Genomic DNA, 25,295 nt, shown 5'->3' with positions numbered 1-25,295 from the left:
ATGACGGTTGCGGAATTCCGCGACCGTCTGGCGGAGGAGCCGGTGATCCTGTTGCCCTTGGGCAGCCATGAGGAACAGGGCCCGCACGCGCCCATGGGCGACTACCTGCTGGCCGAAGCGATCGCCCTGCGCGCGGCCGAGCTGTCCGGCGCGGTGGCGGCGCCCTGCCTGCCCTTCGGACATGCGGATTTCTTCCGGGGCTTTCCGGGCGGCATCCAGCTGCGCGCACCGACCTTCCGCGCCGTCCTGACCGACATGATCGAGGCGTTTCTGGATCATGGCTTGCCGCGCATCCTGATCCTAAACGGGCATTCGACCAACGCGCCCCTGATCGACGAGGTGGCGCGGGGATTGCGGCGGCAGCGGGGCGTCGCGGTCGCCTCGGTCGATCTATGGCGGTCGATCCCGGACGCGCTGTGGACGCAGATCTATGGGGCGGACGCCGCGCGGGCGCGCGGGCATGGCGGCGATCCGGTCACCTCGGTCTCGATGTATCTGCGGCCCGACATGATGCGACCCGACCTGATCCGGCACGCGCGGCCCGCGACGGCGATGGGCCTGCCCGTGGCCGGGGTCGGGGGCGTGCGGATGGACGGCCTGCCCGTCAACCTGCCGCTGGACGCGCATGAGGTGAACGGCGACGGCATGCTGGGCGGCGACGCCGCCCTCGCCTCGGCGGCGGCGGGGCAGGCGATTTTCAATCATCTTGCCGGGCATTGCGCAGCGGTGGCCCGCCATCTGAGCCGCTGCGATCCCTGCCAGCCGATGTCCGGGCCCATATCAGAACCGATGCCGGAACAGGGGGGCGCGCCATGACCGGATCGCTGTTGCAGATCGACAACCTGTCGGTGCCGCTGCCCAAGGGCGCCGATCGTCCCTTTGCGGTTCAGGATCTGTCCCTGACCCTGAACCGTAGCGAGATCCTTTGCATCGTGGGCGAGACCGGATCGGGCAAGTCGCTGACAGCGCTGGCCGCCATGGGGCTTTTGCCCAAGAACCTGCCCCGCGCGACCGGGCGCATCGCGTTCGAAGGCACCGACCTGCTGCAGATCCCCGAGGCGGAACGGATGCACCTGTCGGGCCGGCGGCTTGCGATGGTCTTTCAAGAGCCCATCGCCTCGCTTAACCCGGTCTATCGCGTGGGCGATCAGGTGGCCGAGGTCATCGGCCTGCATTCGGACCTGAGCGCCGCGCAGATCCGCCAGCGCGTGCTGGACCTGTTCACCGAGGTGCGCCTGCCCGATCCGCAGGCGTTAATGCGCGCCTATCCCCATCAGCTGTCGGGCGGCCAGTGCCAGCGGGTCATGATCGCGACCGCGCTGGCCATGGACCCCGCGCTGCTGATCGCGGACGAGCCGACGACGGCGCTGGACGTGACCACGCAGGCGCAGATCCTGCAGCTGATGCTGGACCTGCGCCGCCAGCACGGCACAGGCATCCTGTTCATCACCCATGATTTCGGCGTCGTGGCCGAGATTGCCGACCGGGTCGCCGTCATGCGCCATGGCCAGTTGGTCGAGATCGGGCCCGCCGCGCAGATCCTGCGCGATCCGCAGGCTGATTACACCCGTCAGCTGATCGCGGCGGTGCCCCGCTTGGACCCCAGACCGCCGGGCCGCAGCTTCGGTGCAGCGGTTCTGGCAGCGACGGGGCTGACCAAGACCTATCACACCCGCACGTTGTTCGGCGCCTCGCGCCGGGTCGAGGCGCTGAGCAAGGTGGACATCTCGTTGCGGCGGGGTGAGACCTTGGGGCTGGTCGGCGAAAGCGGAAGCGGCAAGTCAACGCTGGCGCAATGCGTGATCCGGCTGGTCCAGCCCGACAAGGGCGATGTAGTGATCGACGGCGGCACGTTCACCGGCCTGCGGGGCCGTGCCCTGCGCGAGGCGCGTCGCCGGGTGCAAATTGTCTTTCAGGACCCCTATACCGCGCTTGATCCCCGCCAGCCCATCGGTCGCGCCGTGGCCGAGGGGCCGCTGATCCACGGCCTGCCCCGCGCAGAGGCCTGGGCCCGGGCGCTGGATCTGATCGCGGCGGTGGGGCTGGACCCCGCCTCGGCCAAGCGCTTTCCGCATGAATTCTCGGGTGGCCAGCGGCAGAGGGTTTGCATCGCCCGGGCCTTGGCGGTCCGTCCGGATCTGCTGATCGCCGATGAAAGCGTCTCGGCGCTGGATGTGTCGGTGCAACTGCAGGTCTTGGAACTGCTGGCCGAGATGCAGCAGCAGTTTCAGTTCGGCATGCTGTTCATCACCCACGACCTGCGCGTCGCCTCGCGCATCTGCGACCGGATCGCGGTCATGCGCCGCGGCCGCATCGTCGAGGAACAGGCCACGCAGACGTTGTTTGCCGATCCGAAAGACCCCTATACCCGCGACCTGCTGGCCGCTGTCCCCGGAAGGGACTGGCGGGACGGCCCGCGCCATAAGGAACCAGCCGATGGATAAATATAAAATCGGGCCAGTGCCCACCCCCGTCGATTCTGTGCTAACTGAGAGATTTACGACCATCGAGATTGCGACCATCGGCCACTTTCGTCATCGGGGCTTTGTCCGAAGCAATCTGCGCCCACTGGCGCCCGTCTTGGGAACGTTGGCGGGCACGGCGATCACCGTGGCGATCCCAGGTACTGATTCCACGATGCTGCATCACGCAATGTCGGTCGTGCGGCCCGGCGATGTGGTTGTCATTGATCGCTTGGGCGACGTGCGCCATGCCTGCCTTGGTGGTGGGGTGGCCTTTGCTGCAAAGACGGCAGGCGCGATTGCCGTGGTGCTTGACGGTCCTTGCACGGACCCTGACGAGATTGTCGAGGTCGGGCTGCCGGTCTTTTGCACCGGCGTGTCGCCCATTACGACACGGCTAAATGATTTGGGCGGCGCCCTGAACCTTCCCATCAGCTGCGGCGGCGTTCCGGTCATCCCCGGTGATCTGGTGCTGCTTGATGGCTGTGGGATTCTGATTCTTCCATTGGACGAGGCGCAGGAGGTGCTCGATGAAGGAGCAGCCCGGCAAGCGCGCGCCAACCGCAACAGGGCCCGCATCGCTGCGGGGGAGAAACTGGGTGACCTTTCGGGTGCCTCCCGTCTGGTTGAGCATTCTCTTAATATCGCTGAATAAGGACGCATATGAAGCAGAATGCAATGTAGGTAGTTGCAGCACTCAGGCCGAGCCGACGTTGCCACCAAGGTGGACTCCTTATAGCTGACGTTTCTGCGACTGTTTGCCGCCGCCGTTAAAAGGAACTCTACCGACTGTTTCAATCATTCCTTCACTGTCTTCGCAGCTGAGAAAACGAGCAGTGGCCATCCTGCCGGTGAAATTTTTCTTTACAGGCGCTGCCTCTCCCCTCATCGTTCTCTTATAAACCAGTTTACTAAACCGCTTTATTGAGCGTTGGGGAAAGATTGCTTGGCCAATTTGCAGGATGTTGCCACTGCTGCCGGCGTCTCCAAGGCGACTGTATCGCGTTACCTGAACAGATCTTTGGAGCTTCCGGACAGGACCGCAAAGCTGATCGATGCCGCGATCATTGACTTGGATTATACCCCCAACCCCCATGCCCGGCGTCTCAGCCTGGGGCGCTCGGATACCATCGCGCTGATCGTTCCCAATATCTCGAGCCCCTTTTTCGCGGCGCTTGTAGCTGCGGTCGAAGCAGAGGCCAGCGATATGGGGCTGGCACTGGCGCTCTATGCGACGCTGAACCGTCCGGACCGAGAGCTGTCCTATCTGGACCTCGTGCGCACGGGGCATGCCGACGGCCTGATCTTCATCACGAACCATGCCGGCACTGACATGTTGGCCGCCAAGATAAATCGGCTGCCCCGCTGCGTGGTCGTGGACGAAAACGTGGTCGGCACGCATGTCCCCAAAATATTCTGCAACAACCGGCAAGGTGGCTGGCTGGCGGGGCGCCATCTGGCCCAGACCGGTCATCGACACGTGCTGTTCATTGGCGGAGTGGATCAAATGGTCAGCGGAGCTCATCGTTTCGCGGGGTTCGCCTCTGCGATGAACGAGGTCGCAGGGCCAGACTACAGGATCGAACGAACCTGCGGCCCTTATACCGTCGAGGCCGGCCGCAACGCGGGGCATGCCTTTGTCGCCCGGGATCCGGCCTCTCGGCCCACGGCGATCTTTGCCACCTCGGATGAACTGCTGATCGGTCTTTACGAGATCCTTTCCGAAGCGGGCATCGCCATCCCCCATCAGGTTTCGGTCATCGGTTTCGACGATGTCGGGCCTCTGCACCTGTTCGCACCCGCCTTGACCGCGGTGCGTCAGCCTGTCCGCGAACTAGGCCAGCGCGCGCTACGGCGGTTGCTGGCCATGGACGGGACCGATCCGGACAAGCCCCCGTCAGAGGAGCTCCTGGATGTCACGCTGATCGAACGGAATTCTGTTGCGCCGCCGATCCGCCCTTTCCACCGCAACCCCAACAGCGAGGACTGACCATGACCACCCTGACCCGCCGCACCTTGGGTGCGCTGATGACCACCGGCCTGATCGCCGCGGCCCTCCCCGCGCTGGCGCAGGAGGGCAAGACCTTTGCGTTGGTCCAGATCAACCAGCAGGCGCTGTTCTTCAACGACATGAACCGCGGCGCGCAAGAGGCTGCGGATGCCGCGGGCGCTACCCTGCTGATCTTCAACGCGAACAACGATCCGGCGGCCCAGAACAGCGCCATCGAGACCTATATCCAGGAAGGCGTGGACGGCATCGCGGTCGTGGCCATCGACGTGAACGGCATCATGCCCGCCGTGCAGCAGGCCGTGGATGCGGGCATCCCGGTCGTGGCGATCGACGCGACCCTGCCCGAAGGCCCTCAGTCGGCGCAGATCGGCGTGGACAACGCGCAGGCCGGGGCCGATCTGGCCGCCGTGGTGAATGAAAGCCTGGCCGAGGGCTCGACCCTGGGCATCGTGGGCGCGCTGAACTCGTTCATCCAGAACGTGCGCAAGGACGGGTTCGAGGCGGCGCTGGACGGCGCCAAGGTCTCGGTCGCGGGCACGGTCGACGGCCAGAACGTGCAGGACACCGCCCTGGGGGCGGCGGAAAACCTGATGACCGCCAATCCCGGCCTGACCGCGATCTATGCCACAGGCGAGCCTGCTCTGCTGGGTGCGGTCGCGGCGGTGGAAAGCCAGGGGCGGCAGGCCGATCTGGCCGTCTATGGCTGGGATCTGACCGCGCAGGCGATTGCCGGGATCGATGCGGGCTACGTCAAGGCGGTGATCCAGCAGGACCCGGCGGGAATGGGCGCCGCTGCGGTAGATGCTCTTGGCACGCTGTCCGATGGCGGCACGGTCGAGGCCGAGATCTCGGTCCCCGTGACCATCGTCACCTCCGAAAACGTGGACGATTTCCGCGCGGCCTTCGAGTGATGCAGGCCGCCCCCATGACAGCGGCGCGGGGGGATCATCCCCCCGCCATCTTATCACTGCGCGGCATCACCAAGACCTTCGGTTCGCACCAGGCGCTGCGCGGCGTTGATCTGGATATCCGCGCGGGCGAATGCATCGGCCTAATTGGCGACAATGCCGCCGGAAAATCAACCCTGTCAAAGGTTATGTCGGGAACCTATGTCCCCGATGGCGGGCAGATCCTGCTGGACGGCCGTCCGGTGCGGTTCTCGACCCCCTCCGAAGCGCGCGCCCAGAAGATCGAGATGGTCTATCAGGATCTGTCGCTGTGCGATCACGTCGATGTCGTCGGCAACCTGTTTCTGGGGCGCGAGCTGAAACGGGGCCCCTTTCTCGACCAGCCCCGCATGCTGGCCGAAGCCGAAAAGATGCTGGCCGCGCTTGAAATCCGGATTCCCCGTCTGACCGCCAAGGTCGAAAAGCTGTCGGGCGGCCAGCGCCAGGCCATCGCCATCGCCCGCGCCGCCAGCTTCGATCCAAAAGTGCTGATCATGGACGAACCCACTTCGGCACTGGCCGTGGCCGAGGTCGAGGCGGTGCTAGCCCTGATCAACCGCGTCAAGGCGCGCGGCGTGGCGGTGGTGCTGGTCACGCACCGGATGCAGGATCTGTTCCGCGTCTGCGACCGCATCGCCGTCATGTACGAGGGCACCAAGGTCGCCGAGCGACTGACGCCTGACACCAATCTGCAGGAACTGGTCGACCTGATCGTCGGCAAGGGAGGCCACTGATGGCTGTCTATACCGAACGCAAGGCGGGGTCCGCACTAGCTGATTTCATCGGCGAGCACGCGCAGGTCCTGTCGATCGCGATGTTCTTTCTGCTGTGCATGACCATCTTCGGGCTGAGCAGTTCGACATTCTTCACCACGGGCAACCTGCTCAATGTGCTGCGGCAGGCGGCGCCGATACTAATTGTGGCGGTGGCGATGACACTGGTGATCACCACCGCAGGCATCGACCTGTCAGTCGGATCGCAGGTGGCGCTGGTCAATGCCGTCTGCGCCATCGCCATCGCTGCGGGTCTGCCGTGGCCGGTGGTCGTGGTGCTGATGCTGGCACTTGGCGCGGCCGTGGGAGCGGCTCAGGGGTGGTTCATTTCCTATCAGGGCATCCCCGCGTTCATCGTCACGCTGGCTGGCCTGTCGATCCTACGCGGCTTTGCGCTGTACCTGACCGAGGGCTATTCGATCCCCATCACCGGGGTTCCGGGCTTCTTCTGGCTGGGGCGCGGCACGCTGGCGGGCTTTCCGGTCCCGGCGCTGATCGCGCTGCTGATCGCGGCGCTTGGTTTCGTCGTCATGCTGCGCACGCAATATGGCCGGCAGGTCATCGCCGTCGGGTCCAACATGGAGGCCGCGCGCCGCGTAGGCATGCCCGCCAAGCGCGTGCTGGCCTCGGTCTATGTGGTGGCCGGGCTGGCCTCGGCCGTGGCAGGGATGCTGATCGCGGCGCGGCTTGGGTCGGGGTCGTCGAATGCCGCGCAGGGGTTCGAATTGCAGGTCATCGCAGCCGTGGTGCTGGGCGGTACGTCGCTGATGGGCGGCAAGGCATCGATGCTGGGCACGGTCTTGGGCACCATGACCATCGCTGTGATCGGCAACGGACTGATCCTGCTGCATATCTCGCCCTTCTTCACGCAGATCGTCACGGGCGCGATCATCCTGATCGCCATCTGGCTGAACACCAAGCTGTTCGACCGGGGCTTTCGCTTCGGAAGGGCCCGGACATGAGCGACCTGTCCCCCTGCCACGTCCGGTCGGGTCAGGTGATGACCGTCACCGGTCCCATTCCATCCGCCGATCTGGGCCATACCCTGATGCACGAGCATCTGCAGAACGACTGCCGCTGCTGGTGGAACGCGCCGACCGACCCCGCGCGTCAGCATCTGGCCGACCGTCCCATCAGCATCGAGATCCTGTCAGAGCTGCGCCAGGATCCCTTCGTAAATCGCCACAACATCGCGCTGGACGACCCGGATCTGGCCATCGAGGAGCTGCACGCCTTCACCGCCGCAGGCGGGCGCAGCGTGGTGGACCCGACTTGTCGCGGCATCGGGCGCAATCCCACAACCCTGCGCCGCATCGCGAGGGACACAGGGCTGAACATCGTCATGGGCGCGGGTTACTATCTGGCCAGCTCGATGCCCGATCAGGTGGCGCATCTGTCCATAGACAACATCGCCGATGAGATCGTGGTCGAGGCGCTGACCGGCACCGACGGCACCGACGCGCGCATCGGCCTGATCGGCGAGATCGGCGTGTCGTCGGATTTCACGCCCGAGGAGGAAAAATCCCTGCGCGGCGCTGCCCGGGCGCAGGCCCGCACGGGCCTGCCGCTGATGGTGCATCTGCCGGGCTGGTTCCGGCTTGGCCACCTGGTGCTGGATATCGTGGAATCCGAAGGCGCCGATCTGCGCCACACGGTGCTGTGCCACATGAACCCCTCGCACGGTGATCCGGTCTATCAGGCGACGCTGGCGCAGCGGGGCGCCTTCGTCGAATTCGACATGATCGGCATGGATTTTTTCTACGCCGACCAAGGCGTGCAGTGCCCGCCCGATGATGACGTGGCCCGCGCGGTTATGGGGCTGGCGGAACAGGGCTTTCTGGACCGCATCTTGCTGTCGCAAGACGTGTTCATCAAGATGATGCTGACCCGCTACGGCGGCAACGGATACGCCTTCGTCACCCGCCATTTCCTGCCGCGCCTAATGCGGCACGGCCTGTCTGCCGCCGATTGCGACCGGCTGATGGTCACCAACCCGCGCCGCGTCTTCGACGCGACCTTCTGAGACAGTCGAAAGGATCTTCCCATGACAACCCGCGTGCTTCTGGTGGGCGAAAGCTGGACCACCTCGGAAACGCATTACAAGGGCTTCGATCAGTTCGGCTCTGTCCGCTTCCATACCGGCGCGACGCCCCTGCTGGAGGCGATGAAGGACAGCGCGTTCCAGATCGACTACATGACCGCCCACGACGCTGCAGAGGGGTTCCCGTTCGATGTCGACGGGCTGGCTGATTATGACATTGTGATCCTGTCTGATATTGGCGCGAACACCTTCTTGCTGCCGCCCGATGTCTGGCTTCGGTCGAAGACGGTACCGAACCGGCTACGCATGCTGCGGGACTGGGTGGGGCAGGGGGGCAACCTGCTGATGATCGGGGGCTACTTCTCGTTCCAAGGCATCGACGGGAAGGCGCGGTGGCGCAACACCGCGGTCGAGGACACGCTGCCCGTCACCTGCCATCCGTGGGACGACCGGGTCGAGATCCCCGAGGGCGCGCAGGCCGAGATAGTGCTGACCGACCACCCGACCATGACGGGCATGCCCGCCGCATGGCCGCCCATTCTGGGTGTGAACGAGGTGATGGTCCGCGACGGCGCGACCGTGGTGGCTCGCCTGCCCGAGGATCAGGGCGGCCATCCGCTCTTGGTGCTGGGAACCTATGGGCAGGGGCGAACGGCGGCATGGACGTCGGATGTGGGGCCGCATTGGCTGTCGCCGGAATTCTGCGCGTGGGAGGGGTATCCGACGCTGTGGAAGAACCTGTTCGGCTGGCTGGTCGCCCGGTGATCCCCGGACTATCCCTTTGCCAGGATCGCGCGCATCCGGTCCGCGTCGGGAAAGGCGCTGACCGTGCCCGCCTGGCCTACCGTCCATGCGGCCGCCACCGCCGCATGGCGCAGGGCGCGGGCATCCAGGGCCACCCCGCGCAGGGCCGCCGAGGCCAGCGCGACCGCCATGAAGCAATCGCCCGCCCCGGTCGTGTCCACCACCGTGCAGGGGGTTGCGGGAACCTCGATCCGCGCGTCGGGCCGCACCAGCGCCGCGCCGCGCGCGCCAATGGTCAGCACGACCTCGGCCACGCCATGGGACAGCAGGCGCGCGTCGCCGCCGAGGATCGCGGCCTCGTCCTCGTTCAGAAAAGCGCAGTCAATCAATGGCCACAGATCGGCCACATAAGCTTGCAGGGGCGAGGGGTTCAGCACGGTCCGCATCCCCCTTGCCCGGGCCGCTTGCAGGGCCGCCGCGGTCGTCGCCGCGCCCAGATTGCCCTGCAGCACCAGCAGATCGCCAGAGGCGGCCTTGTCCAACGCGACGGAGGCATGGTCGGGGGTCATCGCGCCTGCGGCGGCGCGGGTGGTGATGACGGCATTCTCGCCATGTCCCGCCATCAGGATGATCGAATTGTCGGTCGCCACGCCGGGCAGCGCGATCAACTGGGCCATCACCGGCTCGGCCGCCAGCCTGGCGGCGATCTCGCGCCCGCGCGGATCCTGACCCACAGCCGCGACCAGATGGCAGGCCAGCCCAGTGCGGGCAATGGCCACCGCCTGATTGACGCCCTTGCCGCCAAGATCCTGCGACAGTGCGCGGCCAAAGATCGAGGCGCCGGGCCGGGGGAAATCCTCGACCGACACGGTCTCGTCAATGGCTGCATTTCCGATCACAAAAGCCTTCATTGCCAATCTCCGCTTCTTCGAAAGGGCAGCCCATGACATTGATTTCCGACCGACCCGCAGGCGCCATCCGCGACATCTTCGGACGTGACAAGGCGCTGATCGGGATGATCCACTGCCCCGCCTTTCCCGGTGCGCCGCGCTATCGCGGGGCGTCGATGGACGACATCTACGACACCTGCATGCGCGATGCGGAACGTCTGGTGCAAGGGGGCATGCACGGGTTGATCGTGGAGAACCACGGCGACATCCCCTTTTCCAAACCCGACGAGATCGGCCCCGAGACCCCCGCCTTCCTGTCCGTCGTCACCGACCGGATCAAGCGCGCCTTCGGTCTGCCCATTGGCATCAACGTGCTGGCCAATGCGCCCTTGCCCGCGCTGGCCACCGCCGTGGCAGGGGGCGCCGCCTTCATCCGCGTGAACCAATGGGCCAATGCCTATGTCGCCAATGAAGGCTTCATGGAGGGCCGCGCTGCTCAAGCCCTGAGATACCGCTCTCTGCTGCGGGCCGAACATGTGCGGGTGTTCACCGATGCGCATGTCAAGCACGGCAGCCACGCCATCGTGGCCGACCGATCCATCCCGGAACTAACCCGCGATCTGGGCTTCTTCGACAGCGACTGTATCATTGCCACCGGCCAGCGCACCGGCGACAGCGCCAGCATGGGCGAGATCGATGAGATCGGCGGCGCGACCCACCTGCCTCTGCTCGTGGGCTCCGGTGTGACCGAGGCAAATATCGTGGCCATTCTGTCACGCACTAATGGCGTGATCGTGGCCTCGTCGCTGAAGGAGGGCGGGGTCTGGTGGAACCCGGTCGAACCCGAGCGCGTCCGCCGGTTCGTGGATGCCGCACAGGCCGGATTGTGACGGCAGGTAGCCTCAGCGACCGAATGCTGTCCGATCAGGCGGCAGCCTTCGAGGCGATGGTCGCACATCCCTTCGTGCGGGATCTGGTGGCGGACAGGCTGCCAGAGACCGCCTTCAACCGCTACCTGCTGATCGAAGGAGCCTTCGTCGAGACCGCCATCGCTATCTTCGGTTATGCGGTCGCAAAGGCGTCCGATCTGGACGACCGGCGCAAGCTGATCGCCTCGCTGGACGGGCTTGCGCATGCGCAGATGGATTATTTCCGCGATGCTTATGCCCGACGGCGTCTGGCCCCGGACCCGGAATTGCAGGCTGACCCGCGAGTTGCCGCGTTTCGCGACGGCATGCTGGCCATCGCCCGAGACGGCGATTTCGCCGATATTCTGACCGCAATGTTCGCGGCCGAATGGATGTACTGGACCTGGTGCGACGCGCATCGCGATGCGCAGTTGGTCGACCCGATGCGCCAGAGCTGGATCCGCCTGCATGCTGCGCCGGACTTCCAGGCGCAGGCCCGCTGGCTGCGCGACCGGTTGGACCTGATGGGCGCGACCCTGCCCAATGAACGCCAGACCGAGCTGGTCGCGCTGTTCGGCCATGTCCAGCGGCTGGAGTTTTCGTTTCACGATGCCGCGTGGTCCGGGGCGGCCTGACACGCCACGGCAAGGGGTCAAGCCGGATTACTGATGGGGGCCGGCGCGCGCACCGATTGGCGCCAGATCATCTGCGCCGATAGATGCACTGTCTCTGCAGTGTCTCCCTCGGTCGGGCATGACAGCCAGGCGACGCAAGCGTCGACGATGCCGCTGACGGGCTGGGCGAAGGTGGTCAGGCCATAAGCTTCCCACCCGGCTTGTGGGATGTCGTCGAACCCAATCACCGACAGATCCTGCGGGATCCGCAGCCCAAAGCGGTGGCGCGCGGCATCCATTACACCGAAGGCCAGCAGGTCGGTAACGCAGAACACCCCGTCCGGTCGATCGGCGCGGGTCAGTAGCTGTGTCCCCAGAGCAAGACCGGTATTGTAATGGGTCGGACCCTGCGCCGCGATGATCGGCGTGATCCCCTCTTCCTGCAGGGCCGCCAAAAAGCCGCTGGCCCGGGCGGCGAGGCTGGTGGTGGCCGGGGCCGAGGTCACCAGCGCAAGACGGGTGCAGCCTGCCCGCAACAGAGTACGCGCCGCTGCCGCTCCCGCATCTTCATCATCCAGACGGATTCGGGTTGTGCCGGGCAATGCTTCGTCTCGGTTGATCAAGACCAGCCGCAACCCGTTGCGCAGGCACAGGTCGGCCAGCGCGGGATCGGGCATGCCCGACAGGACGATCGCCGCATCGGTGCGATATCCGATGGCCTGCCGCAGGGCGGCCTTAACGCTTGCATCTGACCGGTCGGTGTTGATGATCATGGCCAGCTTACCGGCAACCTGCAGCCGCTCGGTCAGGGCGCTAACTAGCCAGGACCGGTATGGCGTGTCCAATTCGGCCACGATCAGCGCGACAAGGCCACTCTCGGCGCGGGTCAAGCCTCGGGCAAGACTGTTGACTTGATAGCCAAGCGCCTCGGCCGCTGCGACCACTTTGGCGCGCGTCGCTGGTGCAACGCTGGCTCCGGGAGTGAAAGTGCGGCTAACAGCGGTGCGGGATACGCCGGCTGCCTCAGCGACGTCCCGAGCACTGACGGCTGTCTTCTGCATCGCTTATATCTCCTGCAGCTCTGCCACCGGCACGTTCCTTTGTTGCACGGCTGTGCAACTGAAATCGGGATGCCGCTAATCCACCAGACTTATCCTACCCAATTGTTTCTTGACAAGAGAGCCTGTCGAGGACGACGCTAATGCACGCCTGTGCAATGTCGGGGAGGCGAGGCACGGCTTATGGGAGGAGACCCGAAATGACGAAAGTTGTGATCGCCCTGCTGGGTGGTATTGCGGCGACGGCAGGCACTGGGGCGGCGGCGCAGGAACTGAACCTGATCTGTTCCGCCGATGTCGTGATCTGCGAAAGGCTGGTTCAGGAATTCGAGGGCAGCCACGAGATCGACGTAAACATGGTGCGCCTGTCCTCGGGCGAGGCCTATGCCAAGGTCCGCGCCGAGGGGCGCAATCCGCAGACCGATCTGTGGTGGGGCGGCACCGGCGATCCGCATCTGCAGGCGGCGGCGGACGGGCTGACATCGGAATACGAATCGCCCATGCTGGCCGAATTGCAGCCCTGGGCGGTCGCGCAGGCCGAGACGTCCGGATATCGCACCGTCGGCGTCTATTCCGGTGCGCTTGGCTGGGGCTATAATACCGAGATCTTTGAAAGACGCGGCCTGACGCCGCCCGCCTGCTGGGCCGATCTGCTTGATCCCGAACTGGCGGGAGAGATTCAGCTGGCCGATCCGAACTCTTCGGGGACTGCCTATACGGCGATTGCCACCCTTGTGCAGCTGATGGGCGAGGATGAGGCTTTTGCCTATTTCAAGGGGCTCAATGCCAATGTCTCTCAATATACCAAATCGGGATCGGCGCCAGTCAAGGCTGCGGCGCGGGCCGAGGCGGGCCTGGGCATCGTCTTCATGCATGATGCCGTGGCACAAGCGGAAGAGGGATTTCCAATCGCCGTGGTCGCCCCCTGCGAGGGCACCGGCTATGAGATCGGATCGATGTCGATGATCGAAGGCGCCCAGAACCCCGACGAGGCGACAGTCTTTTATGACTGGGTCCTGAGCGCCGAGGTCCAGTCGATCATGCCCGAGGCCGGATCGTTCCAGATCCCGTCGAACAAGGCGGCCAAGGCGCCAGAAGCGGCACCCGATCTCGCCGATATCACGCTGATCGATTATGATTTCGCCGAATATGGCAGCGCCGAGCGGCGGTCAGAACTGCTGGCCCGGTGGGGCGCGGAGATCGGGGGCGTCGCCGCCCAATAGGGCTCTGGTCGGGGGCGGCGACGCCCCCGTGCCGTGATGCCCCCGGGCTGTGACGACAACGGGACTAGCCAAAAGGACCGACCGACATGATGCGGGACAACCGTCGTCTGAACTTTCTGCTGCTTGCTGCGTCGATCTCATTCCTACTGGTGCCGTGGTATCGGCTGCGCGGCGGCTTTTTCGGGCTGGGCTGGGTTGGGGATTACCTTGGCGATGATCGCATCTGGCCGGGCGTGGCGCAGCTGGGGCAATGGTGGTTGTGGCCGGTACCGGCTCTGGTCCTGCTGGCGGCGGGGTTGCGTCTGACTCTGCCGCCCTCGCGGCGGGGTGGCTGGCTGGCGGTGATCGGCGCTGCGGGGATCGTCTGGATGATGACGCAGGGCCTGTCGGTGGGCCTGCGCGGTTGGAACTGGGGTGCGCTGGAGGCTTTGGGCGAGGTGGGCGGCCAGCAGGCCTTCGGCGCCGGGGCCATCTTCATGCTGCTGTGTTTCGCCGCGATGATCGCCTTTGGTCTGGCGGAACGCGGCGCGCTGAAAGGCGATGCCTTCGTTCTGAGCGCGATCACGCTGTTGATCCTGCTGGTGGCGCTGTTCGTCTTTTATCCGCTGGTGTCGATGTTCACCGGCGCCTTTCAGGATTTTGACGGCTCGTTCACCGCCGAGGGCGTCGCACGCAATATCGGCGACCCCAATATCTGGAGTCTTGGCTGCCTGACCGGGTCAGGGGGCTGCGGCGTGGCGTGGCGAACCTTCTTTCTGGCGATCTGCACTGCCACCGGAACGACCTTGCTGGGTCTGGCCTTTGCACTGGTGGCGACGCGGATGCGCCTGCCCTTCAAAAAGGGGCTGCGTCTGTTGACGGTCCTGCCGATCATCACCCCACCCTTTGTCATCGGGCTTGCGCTGACCCTGATGCTGGGCCGCGCGGGTTTCGTGACCGAATTCATCGAGGACATTACCGGATGGGAACTGGGCCGGTGGCTGTATGGCCTGACCGGGATCTGGATCGCGCAGATGCTGTCCTTTACGCCGATCGCCTTCCTGGTCCTGATCGGGGTGGTCGAAGGCGTCAGCCCGTCGATGGAAGAAGCCAGCCAGACCATGCGCGCCTCTCGCTGGCGGACGTTCCGCAAGGTGTCCCTGCCGCTGATGGCGCCAGGCATCGCTAATGCGTTCCTGATCGGCTTCATCGAATCGATGGCGGATTTTGGCAATCCTCTGGTGTTGGGCGGCAATGGCGGCGTCCTGTCGACCGAGATCTTCTTTGCGGTCGTTGGCGCGCAGCATGATCCGTCCCGCGCGGCCGTTCTGGCTACGGTGCTTCTGGGGTTCACGCTGTCGGCCTTTCTGGCGCAGCGGCTGTGGCTGGGGCGACGCAATTTCGCGACCGTGTCGGGCAAGGGCGATGGCGGCAGGCATGCCGCCCTGCCGCGCCGGGTGGCCGGGCCGGTGGCCTGTATCGCCTTTCTCTGGGCAGGGTTCACGGTCTTCGTCTATGGGATGATCCTGTTCGGCGGCTTCGTGAAGACTTGGGGGCTGGATCATTCGCTGACCCTCGCGCATTACGCCCGCGCCTTTTCGGTGGGCTTCGATCGCGGGTTCGTCTGGACAGGCGTCGCCTGGAACAGCTTCTGGACGACGATGACGATCGCGATGATCGCGGCGCCCCTGACGGCCATCGTCGGGCTGCTAACCGCATGGCTGATCGTGCGGCAGCGGTTTCCCGGGCGAGGGATCTTTGAGTTCGCCCTGATGATGAGCTTTGCGATCCCCGGCACGGTCATCGGCATCAGCTATATCATGGCCTTCAACCTGCCGCCGGTGCAGATGACCGGAACCGCGCTGATCCTGGTCTTCTGTTTCGTGTTCCGCAACATGCCGGTCGGCGTGCGCGGCGGGGTCGCGGCGATGGCTCAGCTGGACGGTTCGCTGGACGAGGCGTCGCTGACCCTGGGCGCGTCGTCGCCCCGGACCCTGCGCAAGATCATCCTGCCGCTGCTGCGCCCGGCGATTCTGGCGGCGCTGGTCTATTCCTTCGTCCGGGCGATCACCTCGATATCGGCGGTGATCTTTCTTGTCTCGGCCAAATACAACATGGCGACGGCCTATATCGTGGGCCTTGTAGAGAACGGGGAATACGGCGTCGCCATCGCCTATTCTTCGGTCCTGATCGTGGTGATGATCAGCATCATCGGCACTTTCCAGCTGCTGGTGGGCGAGCGCCGTCTGCGTGCCCCCGTCCAGCCCGCCCCAAGGATCAACTGTCAGGAGACCCCCGCATGACGACTCAGACACGCGGCGCCGTCGCATTCGAGCAGGTGCGCAAGGATTTCGGCGCCTTCACCGCCATCCCTGATCTGACCCTGCGGATCGAGCCGGGCGAACTTGTCACCCTGCTGGGCCCGTCGGGCTGCGGCAAGACGACCACCTTGCGGATGCTGGCGGGGCTGGAGACGCCGACCGCGGGCCGGATCCTGATTGGCGGCGAGGATGTGACGCGCCTGCCAGCAAACCGGCGCGATGTGTCGATGGTCTTTCAGTCCTACGCCCTGTTTCCGCATATGAGCGTGGCGCAGAACGTGGCCTATGGTCTGGAGTCCGGCGGCATGAAGGGCGGCGCCGTGCGCGACGCCGTTGAAACGGGGCTGGATCTGGTAGGTCTGGGCGGCATGGGCGCGCGGCTGCCATCGGAACTGTCGGGCGGTCAGCAGCAGCGGGTGGCCGTCGCCCGCGCGCTGGTGCTGGAGCCACAGGTTCTGTTGCTGGACGAGCCCTTGTCCAATCTGGATGCCCGGCTGCGCCGCCGGGTTCGGACGGAGATCCGCGAATTGCAGCAGCGGCTTGGCTTTACCGCCGTCTATGTGACCCATGATCAGGAAGAGGCGCTGGCCGTATCCGACCGGATCGTGGTGATGCAGAACGGGCGCATCGCTCAGCAGGGCCCGCCCCGGGAACTGTATGAACAGCCCGCCTCGGATTTCATTGCCGATTTTATCGGAGAATCTAATGTCGTGCCCTGCACCGTGGAAGGCTTGAGCGAAGGTGCCGCAACGGTCCGTGTCGGCGGTCTTGTGCAGCAGGTGCCCGCGCGCCATGCCGTGCTGGGACCGGCGCGGTTATCGGTCCGCGCCAATGCGATCACGGTGCAGACGGGGCAGGGGCCGTTCATGGGCCGCATCGCCACTTCGGCCTATCTGGGCGATCATCTGGAATACGAGATCGAGACCGCGATCGGTCCGCTTTTCGCCGTCGACGCCGAAGGTGACGCCCCCTTGTCGCCCGGCACCCCCGTCACGCTTAGCTTTCGCCCGCGCGGCCTTGCCCTTATCGCCTAAAGGACATCATGCAGATCACCGAACTCACCCGCCGTCTCGCGGTCGCCGAGACGATCGCCGCCCGCGCGGGCGCGCTGGCCCTGCGCTATTTCCACGACCGCGACAGCCTGCATATCGAGGCCAAGCGCACCCTGCAGGACATGGTGTCCGAGGCCGATCGAGAGGTCGAGACTTTGATCCGCGACGCCCTGTCCGCCGCCTTTCCCGACGACGCGCTGCTGGGCGAGGAACATGGGATCAGTCCCGGAACCTCGGGCCTGACCTGGGTGATCGACCCGATCGACGGCACCGCCCCCTTTCTTGCGGGCCTGCCCGGGTGGTGCGTGTCCATCGGCGCCTGCGATGCGGATGGTCCGGTGATCGGCGTGATCGTGGCACCGGTTCTGGACGAAACCTTCACGGCGGCCCGCGGCGTGCCCACCCGGCTGAACGGGATCGAGGTGCGGGTGGCTGACCGGCTGGACTTGACTACCGGACTTGTGGGGATCGGAGCGAATGACCGGGTTCCTGCGCCCAAGGTGGGCTTGATGCTGAGCGATCTGATGGCTGCTGGCGCAAACTGGACCCGCTATGGCTCTGGCGCGCTGATGCTAGCCTGGGTCGCTGCCGGTCGGCTGGTCGGCTATGTTGAACCAAGGATGAGCGCATGGGACTGCATGGCCGCCTATTGCCTAATCGAACAGGCGGGCGGGCAGGTTCTGGCCTTTCCGCTTGACGAGGCGATCACCCGGCCAGCCCCCGTGGCGGGCGCGCGTCCTGGCACCTTCGACGAGGTGCTGCGCCTGACCCGGGTGGATGATATTGTCTATTGGGAGGGTTAGCGGCACGGTGGCTCTTGTTGCCTGCAGACCTGCAAGAGTAGGTCAGATCGACCGAAGCCTTCGCGTGTTCTAGCAATATTTGATACATAAGTCGCCCTATAGTGGGCATGTCGCAAAACTCGCTCATTTGACGGATTTTGCAACACGTTTGGCACTGCTGCATCAATGATCGGTTTTGGACACTTCGAGAAAGGGGCCGGGGAGGCGGGCATTCGTTGATCCGCGTTGCAGCTTTGGAACTGCCGTATGTGGATGGGTCTGCCCGCCTGCGAAAGCAGTTTGACCTTTTGGTCCGACAAAAAGTCAAAATGACGTTTTTGCTTGACACTCACGGGCTGCCAGTGGTCGCTTCGGATTGCGACCAGCGTCGTAGCGGGAACGAACAGCTCGGTATATCCGACAACGATGACTTCCCGTCCGATAGCTGTGGCAAGGTGTGTTTTTCCGACCCCGGGTGGGCCAGGCAACAAGACAGCCTCTCTGTTGGCCACGAACCTGCCGGTCGAAAGCTCCCGGACCTGTGCTTTGTCGATGGAAGGCTGAGCGTCGAAGTCGAACCCGGCAATGTCGCGCACGTACCTGTCGCCCCGGCAGCCCGCATGAGACCGAGAGGAGCGGGCCCGGAGGAACATTCCGGGCTCGTTCCGGTTCAGGCTTGATGCACTCCGAAACTGTGATCCACACGGTCCATTCTGACAGGGAAACCCTCATGACATTCTATGGCACAGCCCGCCCCGCAGCCGTGGCACTTGCCGCGTTGAGCATCTTCACGCTTCCAGCTGCGGCGGAAGAGGTGAAGTACATGGCCAAGCTCACCGGAGAGGCCCAGGTCCCACCGGTAGAGACCGAGGCTCGGGGAATGGCAGACATCACCGTTGATACCGAGACGATGACGCTGACTTGGCGCATTACCCATGAAGGCCTGTCCGGCACGCCCATCGCGGGTCACTTCCATGGCCCCGCCTCGCCGGATGAAAATGCCCCGCCCCTGATCGACATGGGCGACGGAGCCTATGGGGCCACCCGCGAGGTGGAGGATGACGAGAATGCGGACGCCCAAGCCGATACTGGTTCCGATGCCGAAGCCGAGGCCAGTACCGACGCGGCTGACGGCGACGACATGGCCCCGAACATAATGGAAGGCACGATCGAGGTGCCCGAGGAGCAGCTGGCCGATCTTCAGGCCGGTCGCTACTACGTCAACATTCACACCGAGGCACATCCCGACGGCGAGATCCGCGGCCAAGTTGTCGAGGGAGAGGCGAGTTCGGACTCGGCGGCCCTTGAGGGCTCGGCCGACTCCGCAACCGCGTTTGCGGATGCAGACTTAGATGCGGGCGAGCAGATCTTCACGCAGAGCTGCCGCAGCTGCCACGGTCCACGAGCGCAGGGGATGGCAAGCTTCCCGCCACTGGACGGACGTGAGGCCGACTACCTTCTCGGCCGGCTTCAGCAGTATCACGCTGGCGAGAAGGTCGGCCCCGGCTCCGCGCTGATGATCCCGGTGGCCAAAGATCTCTCGGAAGTTGAGATGAGAGATGTCTCGGCCTACATCGCATCGGCCTTCAACTGAGAGCTGACCAGCCCAAGAACTCCGGGTAGACTGCCCGGGGTCTGCCTGAGCGTGCTCTTTGACGGCCGGAATTCCCATTGAAGAACGAAGGGGATCGGCCTTACCTTTGATGAGCGGGACGAAACCCGTGATGGCAGGCTGAATGCGGGCCGTCGATCTTTTGGGAGGAGATGCTTCATGAGAACCACGATTTTCGGCCGCAGCGCGCTTGCCTGCCTCACGGCAGCCGTGTCGACCGCGGCGCTATCGACAGGTGCCCTGGCCCAGACTGGGATGAACACGACCAGTATGAACCATGAAGTCGTGCTGGACGATCTCGATAACCCCTGGGACATGGCATTCCTTGAAGACGGGACAATGTTCTTCACCGAAAAATGCAGGGGCCTATCGGTTCGCATGCCCTCGGGTGACGTCAACGCGCTTCTTGGGATGACGGGCACCGAAGGCTTTGCCAGCACGGCCGACGACCTCTTCTGCGAAGGGCAGGGGGGCATGATGGGTGTCGCGGTCGATCCAAACTTCTCGGAGAACCGGCGCATCTACGTTTACTCAACGTCAAACATGTCGGACCCGCACACAAACCGCCTGCTGCGCCTGTCGGTAAACGATGATTTCACAGATGTAGCCGACCGCACCGACATTGTGGACGACGTGCCCTACAAAATGGAGGCCACCGATCACCCCTTCGGCGGACCGGGCGCCCATAACGGCGGTCGCGTGCGGTTCAACCCCGGAGACGGCTACCTTTACCTGACCACGGGCGACAACCACAATTCCGAGATCCCGCAGAGCCCTACCCTTATGGGAAGCAAAGTCATCCGCATCGACACCGACGGCAATGCCGCTCCCGAAAACGCGCCGCCCGAGGGCTTCGACCCGCGCACCTACACCTATGGCCACCGGAACGTGCAGGGGATCGCCTTCCATCCTGAGACGAACACGCCGATCGTCGTCGAGCACGGTCCTTGGCATTCCGACGAGATCACGGTTCTCGAGAACGGCGGCAACGGTGGCTGGGACCCGCGGCCGAACATGGCCGGCCGGGGCGAATGCACTGACAACTATTGCGGTTACAGCCCTAACGAGAATGAAGGGATGAATCGCTTCGAGCGGGCGGCCTCGATGCCGATGACCGATTTCGCGACCTATCCCGACGCCATGCCTCCGGTCTGGAACAACAACGGCTGGTCACAGGGCTCGTCATCGGGTGAGTTCCTGACTGGAGAGCAGTGGGGGGACTGGAACGGCCACATGGTCGTCGGGATCATGGGCATCGGCTTCGGCGGCACCCCGCTCGGGCAGCGCATCGACGTTGTTGAGTTCGACGAAGACGGCACGTCGGTAGTCGATGTGACAGAGATGACGCTGCCGATGGAGTCGGGACGCTTCCGGTCTCTGGTGCTTGGCCCAGATGGCAGCCTGTATGCCACCATTGATGAGGGAATGATCCACAAGCTTACGCCTTGACGAACCTCTGCAGCTCCTCAACTGAAGACCCCCGCAGCGCCCAGTGCTGCGGGGGTCTTTTTTCACTTCGAGCGTCTTCGTGGGCGGGACGTCAGCAGCCGAAACGTTTGAAAATTACCCGATGAGCGCCCGCTTGGCCTTGCTTATCTATGTCACGATGTTGTCCTGCGCGAGAGATGCTGCCTTGATGCCGGCGGATAAATTTCGATGTGAATGTCCGCTGAGGCCCGCATAACTGCCGCCAGTGCGACGCACGTGCGAAGATGATGGCAGCAAGCCTGAGTGGAGCCGTCAATAGAATAAAACGCACACCGCCGACGCAGTTATGGTGAGAGACATCCCACGTGCCCACACGACGACGCCAGCAGAAGAGTTCAGGATCTTTTGCGTCGCCCCGGCGAAAAGGATGACCAAAAGAAACACACTAAGCAGTGCTGCAGTCGTGGCAGCGACCAAAAGAATCGTTTCCTGTGCACGGATAAGGGTCAGGTCGGCAACTCGCGGCAGAAGCACAAGATACATCATGACGGTCTGTGGGCTACTAAGACAAATAGTGAAGCCTAGCAAGGCTGAGGCTATAACACCTCCAGTTTGCGCTGGATGATCCGCTGTCACTGTCGGTGTGGTCCACATTCGAAGAGCAAGCCACAGAAGCAATCCGACGCCGATATATTTTGCAGCGGCGAAAACCTCGGGATGCGCCTGAAGCCAAAGTCCGAAACCGGCGCAGATGGCTAAAATAACTAGAACGTCGCCTGCGCAAATGCCAATTGCTAAAGCGCAGGCGCCCTGCCGGTCCCTACTGGCAGATCGCGCGGCCAGCACGGCGACAAGTGGTCCTGGCGTAAGGGTAAGCGCTACCAAGGTTGTCATGTAGGTCAAAAGTGAGGTCGATTCCATGATCTCCTCCCGCGCCACGAGCCTTTTGAAGCATAACAAGCGCACATATCTCTGATGTCGGCTCCAGCGAAGTCCTCAGACGCGGCTTTCGCGAAAATCGCGCGTGCGGCACTGCCAACGCTCCACGTCCCATGCTGGATGCGCTTCCTTCCATAGGGCGACCTGAGGCTGTCCATGGACCATGCAAGTCATGACGCTAACCTCTCGGGCGTCGTACAAAAGGCTGAACTCGCGACACTGAGGGAGGGGGTGAGATAGCTGGGTCGAAAGCGTGCAGGCGCTGATTAACAGTTCGATCATAATAAGCACTCCATTTACACGACACAAAACAGTTCATGCCTTTGCGCGGTGTAGGCGGCAAAGGCAGGCCCTTTCGCGCTTTCGCGGCAGCGATTAATCTGTGTAAGAAAACGCTTGTTTAAAAATAACGTATAGATAATCGTGCATGAATACCCCGGACAGGGTATGGTTGGCGAATACGACGATGGAGAGTTGCCGATGCACGCTCCGAATGACTCGCAACTAACGAGTGAACTGATCGATCACGTTTACGCCGCCATGTTTGGCGAGGCGCCATGGCAGGCTTTCATGGATCACAGCCGCAACCTGCTACCTAATGGCCAGACAGTCCTCTTCTATCATGACAAGGCTTCCCAACGAGGCGCCTTTTCCATGGCTAGCGGCTTGGATCAGGGGATGGTGGATAGGTATAACCACAAATATCACGCCGTAAACCCGTGGATGGACCACGCCACGGTCCGGCCGCTCGGGCGGGTCATGCAAGCGGACGAGATGCTCCCCCGTAACCATCTTCTGCAGACCGACTTCTACCGCGAGTACCTGCGCCCCCAGGACATCATTACAGGCCTTGGTGTGACACTCAGCCGTGACGAGGATCGTCACTTCTTTTTCAGTATTGTCTGCTCGAACGCGGACTCAGATCTGATCGAGAACGCGAAACGAACGATTTCCTCCATCGTGCCGCATCTGACACGGGCGTCTGGCGTCCTAAAAGCTGCCACGACGGAAGGGCGTCTGTCAGGAACTTTGCGGATCGATAGCAGTTTGAGGGTGGTTTCGGCTGACGGCGGTGCGCTCGAGTTGATACAGGGGGCCGAAGGTTTTTCTGTTGGTCCTTTCGGACGACTTGCTTGCGCAGATACCGACATCTTGCGGATGATTCAGCACGTGCTCGCGTCTGGCCGTGAAGGACCGGCGAACCCGGCGGTGCATTATGCCTATATCAAGCGGAGGGACGACACGTTGCCGCTGCGTGTGTGTATCTATCGTCCCGGGCGTGCAGGTAGCGCGTATGTGGGTTCCGCCGACTGCTTTATCCGGTTGGAATGTCCCAGTACCTCTCTTCGCGACGGCGCGCGCAGGTTCGGGGCCATGCATCGTTTATCATCGGCAGAGACGGGAATTGTGGCACGCATGGTTGATGGCCTTACCTTGGAGCAAATTGCCGCGGAACGTGGGACCTCACCAGACACGGTCAAGACACAGATCAAGAACATATACAGGAAGACCGGCTGCAGCAGGCAAGCCGATATTATGCGACATGTTGCCGTAGTGATGGGCACTAAAGTAGTGTTTTGATCTACTCATGGGCACCTCGAAAAATTGCCTGACCCGTCTTGCTGCGGTATGAGTGAGGGTTATCGGCGGCTTGGATTTTGACGATGGCGCAGTTGGGTTTTTTTGATCTTTCGGACCGCTACGCGAGCCTGGACGCCAATAGGGACCCACTGGTCGAGATCGACGTTGTCGTGCCGTGGGATGAGTTCCGCCCGACGCTGGAGCGTGTCTGGCGCAAGCCGGATGCAGAGCGCAAGTCACGTGCCGGGCGCAAACCCATGGATGCCGTGCTGATGTTCAAAACACTGGTGCTGGGCGCGCTTTACAACCTGTCCGACGACCAGATCGAGTATCAGGTGCGCGACCGTCTGTCGTTCATGCGGTTTCTGGGCCTGGGGCTCGAGGACCGGGTGCCCGATGCCAAGACAGTCTGGCTTTATCGCGAGGCGTTGGCGCAGGCAGGCCTGGTGGAAACGCTGTTCAAGCAGTTCGACAGCTATCTGGCGCGACAGGGTTACATCGCGCGGGGCGGGCAGATCCTCGATGCCTCTATTGTCCCGGTGCCGCGCAACCATAATACGCGTGATGAAAACAAGGCGATCAAGAACGGTGAGGTGCCCGAAGACTGGGCCGACAAGCCCGCCAAGCGGTCACAGAAGGACGTTGATGCGCGTTGGACCAAGAAGCACGGGAAATCCCATTACGGCTACAAAAACCATGTGAACATGGACAGCAAGCACAAGCTGGTGCGGCGTTACTATGTCAGCGATGCGGCCCTGCACGATAGCCAAGCGGTGGACCACCTGCTGATGCGGGGCAATACCGGCGCGGGGGTCTGGGCTGATCCCGCCTATCGGTCCGAGGAGATGGAGGCCAAGCTGCGCGCCTTGAAGCTGAAGAGCCACATCCACCGCAAGGGCAAGCGCGGCAAGCCGTTGACCGAACAGGCTAAGGGGAGCAATCGGACCAAATCCTCGGTGCGTGCGCGGGTCGAGCATATCTTTGGCGCGCAAGCCAACGACATGGGCGGCACGCTGGTGCGCACGATCGGCATGGTGCGGGCAAAGGCCAAGATCGGGATGAAGAACCTGGCTTACAACATGCGGCGCCTTGGTCAGTTGCGCCGCCTGAACCCGTGCCCGGCCTGACCCCAGGGCACGGCAATCAGGCCAAGAGGCAGGAAACGCCGCGCGTGGCAGGCGCAGCACCGAAGACCACACAGCACGCAAGGACGCCGACGGGTGACATCATCCCTGTCTCAAGCCGCCCAACCTGTTATTCGAGGCCGGAAAGCGCAAAAATCGAGGTGCCCTCATGTTGATTTCTACCCAGAACCTACCCAGGTTTTCCACCGAGAACTGACCGACATTTAATTATGATTTCGGGGTCATTCAGTAGTCAAGGCGTGACTATCCTCCCTTCTCTTGCGGGCTGTCGCAGCTGAGATTGTCTTGAACCGGAAGCTGTCCTTGAACGTGCGGCCACTTGCCTAAATCAGGAGGGTATCCGCTGGACGGTGTTCGGGGGTGCAGCAATGGTGCTGCATGGTCATTATGAGACCAAGGTTGCTGACATCGACATCATCGTGACGCGGCAAGCCTGTTGCGGACAGGCTCTTGAACCTACGAAGTGCCGATCCTGGCAGGACAACAGGTATCGTCGGGTAATAAATGTTCGAAGGCCGAGACCCGCGCTTACCCTACGAGTGACATCGCATTTCCCCGAACAGTGTAGTTTTGGATGCCTTGCTGCTGCAAATGTCCACAAACTCATCCAATAATCAAGTTGTCCGAATACTTATTCCAAACCCTGTTCATGGACAACGTAAGCCTGCGGTGAGGGCCGTCTGCTCTGATTGAGCAAATAGTCTTAAGGCATTGCCTTATGTCATACGCTTCAGTTGTTTCACCAATCGAGATTTTCGCCGCCGATGAGGTTGGCCGTCGTCGGC

General features: G+C 63.3%; 23 protein-coding genes. 19 read left to right on the top strand and 4 right to left on the bottom strand.

What is annotated here, in order from left to right; translation table 11 throughout:
- The 9 genes from FA743_RS16200 (at position 1) to FA743_RS16160 (ending at position 8,999) form a co-directional block, all read left to right on the top strand.
- Positions 1-816, top strand: a complete 816-nt coding sequence (locus FA743_RS16200) for a creatininase family protein (protein ID WP_136887144.1) — start codon at positions 1-3, stop codon at positions 814-816.
- The gene (locus FA743_RS16195) at positions 813-2,444 is read left to right on the top strand and encodes an ABC transporter ATP-binding protein (RefSeq protein WP_136887143.1); all 1,632 of its coding nucleotides are present in this window, start codon (positions 813-815) and stop codon (positions 2,442-2,444) included. The genes FA743_RS16200 and FA743_RS16195 overlap by 4 nt, the downstream gene beginning before the upstream one ends.
- Complete coding sequence (locus tag FA743_RS16190) at positions 2,437-3,117, top strand: RraA family protein (RefSeq protein WP_136887142.1); 681 nt, start codon at positions 2,437-2,439, stop codon at positions 3,115-3,117. The genes FA743_RS16195 and FA743_RS16190 overlap by 8 nt, the downstream gene beginning before the upstream one ends.
- Before the next feature lie 291 nt (positions 3,118-3,408).
- On the top strand, positions 3,409-4,452 hold the full coding sequence (locus tag FA743_RS16185) for a LacI family DNA-binding transcriptional regulator (RefSeq protein ID WP_136887141.1): 1,044 nt from the start codon (positions 3,409-3,411) through the stop codon (positions 4,450-4,452).
- Between the two features lie 2 nt (positions 4,453-4,454).
- The gene (locus FA743_RS16180; protein WP_136887140.1) at positions 4,455-5,384 is read left to right on the top strand and encodes a substrate-binding domain-containing protein; all 930 of its coding nucleotides are present in this window, start codon (positions 4,455-4,457) and stop codon (positions 5,382-5,384) included.
- Between the two features lie 14 nt (positions 5,385-5,398).
- A complete protein-coding gene (locus tag FA743_RS16175; protein ID WP_228461853.1) occupies positions 5,399-6,154 on the top strand; it encodes an ATP-binding cassette domain-containing protein in 756 nt (251 codons plus the stop codon).
- On the top strand, positions 6,154-7,155 hold the full coding sequence (locus FA743_RS16170; RefSeq protein WP_136887138.1) for an ABC transporter permease: 1,002 nt from the start codon (positions 6,154-6,156) through the stop codon (positions 7,153-7,155). Before FA743_RS16175 ends, FA743_RS16170 begins: the two co-directional genes overlap by 1 nt.
- The gene (locus tag FA743_RS16165; protein ID WP_136887137.1) at positions 7,152-8,216 is read left to right on the top strand and encodes a phosphotriesterase family protein; all 1,065 of its coding nucleotides are present in this window, start codon (positions 7,152-7,154) and stop codon (positions 8,214-8,216) included. The genes FA743_RS16170 and FA743_RS16165 overlap by 4 nt, the downstream gene beginning before the upstream one ends.
- 21 nt (positions 8,217-8,237) lie before the next feature.
- On the top strand, positions 8,238-8,999 hold the full coding sequence (locus FA743_RS16160; RefSeq protein ID WP_136887136.1) for a glutamine amidotransferase: 762 nt from the start codon (positions 8,238-8,240) through the stop codon (positions 8,997-8,999).
- Between the two features lie 8 nt (positions 9,000-9,007).
- Here FA743_RS16160 and FA743_RS16155 read toward each other — a convergent pair whose 3' ends face one another.
- A complete protein-coding gene (locus tag FA743_RS16155; protein ID WP_246055001.1) occupies positions 9,008-9,877 on the bottom strand; it encodes a PfkB family carbohydrate kinase in 870 nt (289 codons plus the stop codon).
- A gap of 44 nt (positions 9,878-9,921) precedes the next feature.
- Between FA743_RS16155 and FA743_RS16150 the strand changes: the two genes are divergently transcribed.
- Complete coding sequence (locus tag FA743_RS16150; RefSeq protein ID WP_136887134.1) at positions 9,922-10,758, top strand: BtpA/SgcQ family protein; 837 nt, start codon at positions 9,922-9,924, stop codon at positions 10,756-10,758.
- Positions 10,759-10,781: 23 nt separating this feature from the next.
- Entirely contained in the window at positions 10,782-11,411 is a 630-nt protein-coding gene (locus FA743_RS16145) for a TenA family protein (protein WP_136887133.1), read from the top strand.
- 17 nt (positions 11,412-11,428) lie between these two features.
- Here FA743_RS16145 and FA743_RS16140 read toward each other — a convergent pair whose 3' ends face one another.
- Complete coding sequence (locus tag FA743_RS16140; RefSeq protein ID WP_136887132.1) at positions 11,429-12,451, bottom strand: LacI family DNA-binding transcriptional regulator; 1,023 nt, start codon at positions 12,449-12,451, stop codon at positions 11,429-11,431.
- A 197-nt stretch (positions 12,452-12,648) separates the two neighbouring features.
- Here FA743_RS16140 and FA743_RS16135 point away from each other — a divergent pair, with 197 nt between their 5' ends.
- The 4 genes from FA743_RS16135 to FA743_RS16120 all read left to right on the top strand — a co-directional run bounded on the left by FA743_RS16135 (position 12,649) and on the right by FA743_RS16120 (position 17,826).
- The gene (locus tag FA743_RS16135; protein ID WP_136887131.1) at positions 12,649-13,671 is read left to right on the top strand and encodes an ABC transporter substrate-binding protein; all 1,023 of its coding nucleotides are present in this window, start codon (positions 12,649-12,651) and stop codon (positions 13,669-13,671) included.
- Positions 13,672-13,757: 86 nt separating this feature from the next.
- Positions 13,758-15,953, top strand: a complete 2,196-nt coding sequence (locus tag FA743_RS16130) for an ABC transporter permease (protein WP_169308921.1) — start codon at positions 13,758-13,760, stop codon at positions 15,951-15,953.
- Positions 15,950-17,005 (top strand): ABC transporter ATP-binding protein, encoded by a 1,056-nt coding sequence (locus FA743_RS16125; RefSeq protein WP_136887130.1) that lies wholly within the window; start codon positions 15,950-15,952, stop codon positions 17,003-17,005. Before FA743_RS16130 ends, FA743_RS16125 begins: the two co-directional genes overlap by 4 nt.
- Before the next feature lie 8 nt (positions 17,006-17,013).
- Positions 17,014-17,826 (top strand): inositol monophosphatase family protein, encoded by an 813-nt coding sequence (locus tag FA743_RS16120; protein WP_136887129.1) that lies wholly within the window; start codon positions 17,014-17,016, stop codon positions 17,824-17,826.
- Here the strand turns inward: FA743_RS16120 and FA743_RS20855 are convergent.
- Positions 17,823-18,458 carry an ATP-binding protein gene (locus FA743_RS20855; protein WP_211242300.1) on the bottom strand — a complete coding sequence of 212 codons (636 nt, stop codon included), beginning with the start codon at positions 18,456-18,458 and terminating at the stop codon, positions 17,823-17,825. The genes FA743_RS16120 and FA743_RS20855 overlap by 4 nt on opposite strands.
- Positions 18,459-18,535: 77 nt before the next feature.
- On the opposite strand from FA743_RS20855, the gene FA743_RS16110 reads away from it, so the two are divergent.
- Complete coding sequence (locus FA743_RS16110) at positions 18,536-19,399, top strand: CHRD domain-containing protein (protein WP_169308920.1); 864 nt, start codon at positions 18,536-18,538, stop codon at positions 19,397-19,399.
- A 177-nt stretch (positions 19,400-19,576) separates the two neighbouring features.
- Positions 19,577-20,866 carry a PQQ-dependent sugar dehydrogenase gene (locus FA743_RS16105; RefSeq protein ID WP_136887127.1) on the top strand — a complete coding sequence of 430 codons (1,290 nt, stop codon included), beginning with the start codon at positions 19,577-19,579 and terminating at the stop codon, positions 20,864-20,866.
- Positions 20,867-21,157: 291 nt separating this feature from the next.
- On the opposite strand, the gene FA743_RS16100 is transcribed toward FA743_RS16105, so the two are convergent.
- Positions 21,158-21,766, bottom strand: coding sequence for a LysE family translocator (locus FA743_RS16100; protein ID WP_136887126.1), 609 nt, complete (start codon positions 21,764-21,766; stop codon positions 21,158-21,160).
- Positions 21,767-22,231: 465 nt separating this feature from the next.
- Here FA743_RS16100 and FA743_RS16090 point away from each other — a divergent pair, with 465 nt between their 5' ends.
- Both FA743_RS16090 and FA743_RS16085 read left to right on the top strand, forming a co-directional pair.
- A complete protein-coding gene (locus FA743_RS16090) occupies positions 22,232-23,365 on the top strand; it encodes a helix-turn-helix transcriptional regulator (protein WP_169308919.1) in 1,134 nt (377 codons plus the stop codon).
- Between the two features lie 83 nt (positions 23,366-23,448).
- Positions 23,449-24,492 (top strand): IS5 family transposase, encoded by a 1,044-nt coding sequence (locus FA743_RS16085; protein ID WP_136887123.1) that lies wholly within the window; start codon positions 23,449-23,451, stop codon positions 24,490-24,492.
- Positions 24,493-25,295: the final 803 nt, after the last annotated feature.

Origin of the sequence: Paracoccus gahaiensis, from assembly GCF_005048225.1 — a bacterium.
In the GTDB taxonomy this organism is placed as follows: Bacteria; Pseudomonadota; Alphaproteobacteria; order Rhodobacterales; family Rhodobacteraceae; genus Paracoccus; species Paracoccus gahaiensis.
The sequence above is the reverse complement of the archived record's forward strand: the minus strand, read 5'-3'. Positions and strand labels throughout refer to the sequence as shown.

Coding starts and splice junctions, on each gene's coding strand:
- FA743_RS16180 (WP_136887140.1), top strand. CDS start 4,455: ATGACCACCCTGACCCGCCGCACCTTGGGTGCGCTGATGACCACCGGC.
- FA743_RS16145 (WP_136887133.1), top strand. CDS start 10,782: ATGCTGTCCGATCAGGCGGCAGCCTTCGAGGCGATGGTCGCACATCCC.
- FA743_RS16125 (WP_136887130.1), top strand. CDS start 15,950: ATGACGACTCAGACACGCGGCGCCGTCGCATTCGAGCAGGTGCGCAAG.
- FA743_RS16090 (WP_169308919.1), top strand. CDS start 22,232: ATGGTTGGCGAATACGACGATGGAGAGTTGCCGATGCACGCTCCGAAT.
- FA743_RS16150 (WP_136887134.1), top strand. CDS start 9,922: ATGACATTGATTTCCGACCGACCCGCAGGCGCCATCCGCGACATCTTC.
- FA743_RS16120 (WP_136887129.1), top strand. CDS start 17,014: ATGCAGATCACCGAACTCACCCGCCGTCTCGCGGTCGCCGAGACGATC.
- FA743_RS16170 (WP_136887138.1), top strand. CDS start 6,154: ATGGCTGTCTATACCGAACGCAAGGCGGGGTCCGCACTAGCTGATTTC.
- FA743_RS16175 (WP_228461853.1), top strand. CDS start 5,399: ATGACAGCGGCGCGGGGGGATCATCCCCCCGCCATCTTATCACTGCGC.
- FA743_RS16085 (WP_136887123.1), top strand. CDS start 23,449: ATGGCGCAGTTGGGTTTTTTTGATCTTTCGGACCGCTACGCGAGCCTG.
- FA743_RS16165 (WP_136887137.1), top strand. CDS start 7,152: ATGAGCGACCTGTCCCCCTGCCACGTCCGGTCGGGTCAGGTGATGACC.
- FA743_RS16140 (WP_136887132.1), bottom strand. CDS start 12,451: ATGCAGAAGACAGCCGTCAGTGCTCGGGACGTCGCTGAGGCAGCCGGC.
- FA743_RS16200 (WP_136887144.1), top strand. CDS start 1: ATGACGGTTGCGGAATTCCGCGACCGTCTGGCGGAGGAGCCGGTGATC.
- FA743_RS16195 (WP_136887143.1), top strand. CDS start 813: ATGACCGGATCGCTGTTGCAGATCGACAACCTGTCGGTGCCGCTGCCC.
- FA743_RS16135 (WP_136887131.1), top strand. CDS start 12,649: ATGACGAAAGTTGTGATCGCCCTGCTGGGTGGTATTGCGGCGACGGCA.
- FA743_RS20855 (WP_211242300.1), bottom strand. CDS start 18,458: ATGTTCCTCCGGGCCCGCTCCTCTCGGTCTCATGCGGGCTGCCGGGGC.
- FA743_RS16100 (WP_136887126.1), bottom strand. CDS start 21,766: ATGGAATCGACCTCACTTTTGACCTACATGACAACCTTGGTAGCGCTT.
- FA743_RS16110 (WP_169308920.1), top strand. CDS start 18,536: ATGACATTCTATGGCACAGCCCGCCCCGCAGCCGTGGCACTTGCCGCG.
- FA743_RS16190 (WP_136887142.1), top strand. CDS start 2,437: ATGGATAAATATAAAATCGGGCCAGTGCCCACCCCCGTCGATTCTGTG.
- FA743_RS16130 (WP_169308921.1), top strand. CDS start 13,758: ATGATGCGGGACAACCGTCGTCTGAACTTTCTGCTGCTTGCTGCGTCG.
- FA743_RS16105 (WP_136887127.1), top strand. CDS start 19,577: ATGAGAACCACGATTTTCGGCCGCAGCGCGCTTGCCTGCCTCACGGCA.
- FA743_RS16160 (WP_136887136.1), top strand. CDS start 8,238: ATGACAACCCGCGTGCTTCTGGTGGGCGAAAGCTGGACCACCTCGGAA.